Origin of the sequence: Sulfuricaulis sp., assembly GCF_049587675.1 — a bacterium.
Lineage (GTDB): Bacteria > Pseudomonadota > Gammaproteobacteria > Acidiferrobacterales > Sulfurifustaceae > Sulfuricaulis.
This window is the reverse complement of the sequence record NZ_JBAVEJ010000072.1, coordinates 1-2,734: the sequence shown is the minus strand read 5'-3', so window position 1 is coordinate 2,734 and position 2,734 is coordinate 1. Positions and strand designations below refer to the sequence as shown.

The following is a 2,734-nucleotide window of genomic DNA, read 5'->3' as shown; positions in this document are numbered from 1 at the left end:
CCCCAGCGCTGTCGCTGACACCGCCGCCCAGCCCGCAGCTCTCCACAAGCTGGGCGGGCAAGCAGTCCCCCTACGCGCGTGGGAGCAGCTGCCCACAAGGTGGACGGGGCCCCATTCAACCCGTACCAGCCTGCTACCAAGCCGCGACCGAGCGATCACGCCGTCCACAATGTGGACAGCAGCTTGTGCCATCGGCCAGCGCCCGAGGTACGCGCGCCAAGAGCGACTAATGAAAAACCAAAACAGTCGAACAGAGACCGCGGTCGAGCTGAGCGGACATCTCAAACTGCTAATGACCCGGCCTCCTGTGAGCGCCCGCACCACATGCGTTTACCTCACCAGCGAAAGGAGGCTGTGGACAATGTCCCCGACCGCAGGTGGATAATCACGCCAGATGTGCGGTCAGTTTGGCCGAACTCTGCGCGGTCAGTTTGGGCGAGCCTTGACACTCAGCGGCAGGGCGTTCGGCTGCTTCTATCCCAACTTCCACAACTGGCAGCGCGAAGCAACGAATTTCGCTTTGAGCGGAGGGCCAAGTTCTTGAAATCATTCGGCGTGAGGTCGCCGACACGTGTGTAGTGCCGACCTACCCCCTTGCCAGCAGCACCCGTGAGTTGGGAAACTGGTGAGGGTGGGGAGGTGGTGGGTTGTATCTGCGGCACAAGTCGCGTCCCAAAGACGGCAAGGATCACGTCTACTGGCAGCTGGTGCGCTCGGTGCGGCGCAACGGCAAGGTGCGCCAAGAGACGGTGGCCCAGTTGGGGGAGTTGGATGCGGCGGGGCGAGCGAAGGCCCAAGCGTTGGCGCGACGCATCAGCGGGCGTGGCGATCAACGCGATCTGTTCGAAGAAGCCCCACCGGTGGCCACGAGCGTCGAGGTGCGGCTCGACCAGATACGAGTGGAACGTGACCGCAGCTTTGGCGCCGTGTGGTGGGGATGGGTGTTGTGGCAAGCGCTGGGTCTCGATCGTGTGTGCCGCGAGCTGCTGCCGCGCGGTCGGCAAGGAGCGCAGTGGGCACACCTGGCTGCCGTTTTGGTGATCGCGCGTCTGTGCGAACCATCGAGCGAACTGCACATTGCCGAAGACTGGTTTCGGCGCACCGCGTTGGAGGATATCCTGGGCATTCCCGCCGCCACGCTCTACGACGAGCAGCTGTATCGCGCCTTGGACAAACTCCTCCCGCACAAGGAGGCCTTGGAGCAGCAGCTGCAGCACCGGCTCGGAGAACTCTTCGCGGTCGAGTACGATCTGTTGCTCTATGATTTGACCAGCACCTACTTCGCGGGCGAGGCCAACTACAACCCGCTGGCACAACGCGGCTACAGCCGTGACCATCGCCCCGACTGCAAACAGGTAAACATCGCGGTGATCGTCACGCGCGAGGGGATCCCGCTGGGGCACGAGGTGTTCGCCGGTAACGTGTCGGACGTCAAGACGCTCAAGCAGATCGTCGAATCGGTGGAGCGCCGTTACGGCAAGGCCAGGCGCATCTGGGTGATGGACCGGGGGTTGTCGAGCCAGAAGAACGTGGCCTGGTTGGAGCAGGAGGGGCGACTGTATGTGGTGGCCACACCGCGCAGCGAATGGAAGCGCTGGCGCGCACAGTTGGAAGATCAGAGCGGCTGGCAGATGTTACGCGATGACGTGGAAGGCAAGCTGTGCGTGGCCGAAGAGGGCAAGCTGAGTTTCGTGCTGTGCCGCTCGGCGCAACGCCGCCTCAAGGAGAAGGCGATGCACCAGCGCTTCGCGGCACGCATCGACACGGCGCTCACGAAGTTGGAGCGCCGCCTCCAACGTTCCAAGAAGCCGCTGGCCCGTGCCCCGATCGATCGCCAACTCGGCCGGCTGCTGCAGCGCAACTCGCGCGCTGCGGCCCGTTATCAGATCGAGCTGATCGACGATGCCACCGTCCCGGCCACCGTCTGCCTGCAGTGGTCGATCCGTGCCGACTGGGAGCGTGCGGCCGAGATCAGTGAAGGGTGCTACGTGCTGCGCACCAACGTGGCGGACTTCACAGCGCAGCAGACTTGGCAGACCTACGTCCAACTCACGCAGGCGGAGGCTGCCTTCCGCATCCACAAGAGCGAGCTGTCCATCCGCCCGGTGTGGCATTGGAAGGAGCGCCGCGTGCGCAGCCACATCCTGGTGTGCTTTCTGGCCTACGTGCTCTGGAAGACCTTGGAGCAGTGGCAATCCAAGGCGGGCCTCGGCAACAGTCCGCGCACCCTGCTTGAAGAGTTCGAGCGCCTTCGCAGCACCGACGTGGTGCTGCCGTTGACCCAGGACCCGGCTGGTGAGTTGCGGCTGCGTTGCGTGGTGCGCCCCGACAAGGCGCAAGCGATTTTGCTCCAGCGCATGGGGCTGCGCCTGCCAGAACGCATCCGCATTACCGAGGACGACCTCCGGCGCGCAGGCAAAATGTAGTGCCGACTTTTCGACCTAAATGCCTGAAAACGCTAGATTCGATCCCTTGACTTGTGGAAGTTAGGCTAACGCCTGCGCCTATACCGGGTCGCCGGTGGATCAGCGGGATCCCGCCGCATCGAGCCGCATCTGGCGCAAGGCGTAGGGTTCCGTCTCGGCATCCTTACCGAGTGCCACGTCCGGTCTGACCGGCGCTATCACCGGCAGCTCGACCACGAACGACACGCCGCCACCGACCTTGCGCACAGAGATCTTCCCCTGGTGCATGTCGACGATTGATCTGCAGATGTAGAGGCCGAGCCCTATGC

The 2,734-nt window shown here is 63.7% G+C and carries 2 protein-coding genes; one reads left to right on the top strand and one right to left on the bottom strand.

Translation table 11 applies throughout. The features are described 5' to 3' along the window. The first annotated feature begins 647 nt into the window (after positions 1-647). Positions 648-2,426, top strand: a complete 1,779-nt coding sequence (locus tag WB402_RS03825) for an IS1634 family transposase (RefSeq protein WP_424205589.1) — start codon at positions 648-650, stop codon at positions 2,424-2,426. 99 nt (positions 2,427-2,525) lie between these two features. Here the strand turns inward: WB402_RS03825 and WB402_RS03820 are convergent. After that, positions 2,526-2,734, bottom strand: a 209-nt coding sequence (locus WB402_RS03820) for an ATP-binding protein (protein WP_424205588.1), incomplete at its 5' end; no start/stop codon positions are given.